Origin of the sequence: Burkholderia sp. SIMBA_051 (genome assembly GCF_046534915.1) — a bacterium.
Classification (GTDB): domain Bacteria; phylum Pseudomonadota; class Gammaproteobacteria; order Burkholderiales; family Burkholderiaceae; genus Burkholderia; species Burkholderia ambifaria.
Genome location: NZ_JAWRXS010000784.1, coordinates 1 through 242, shown reverse-complemented (window position 1 = coordinate 242; position 242 = coordinate 1). Strand labels below are relative to the sequence as shown.

The 242-nt window shown below is 64.0% G+C and carries 1 protein-coding gene; it reads right to left on the bottom strand.

Features of this window, described 5'->3' with window-relative positions; all coding sequences use genetic code 11:
• Positions 1 to 242 (bottom strand): DUF2827 family protein (locus SB771_RS36600; RefSeq protein WP_410722235.1); only part of this gene is annotated, 242 nt, incomplete at both ends.

Below are 242 nucleotides of genomic sequence, written 5' to 3'. Positions count from 1 at the left end.
CGCGCAGGAACGCCGAGTTGTGCACGAGCGGGTAGTTGCCGTACAGCGCGTCGTACAGCAGGTAGTTCAGGCCGTTTTCCCAGTGGTGCGACACGACGATGTCGGTATGATGCGCGGCCCACGCGACGAACGGCGCGCGCACGTCCGCCGTCGCCTTGCCGTCGCGCACCATCTCGAGCCCGAGCGCGAGGTGCTTGAAGGCGACGTTTTCCTTCTTGTCGAACGTGTTGGTCATGTACACG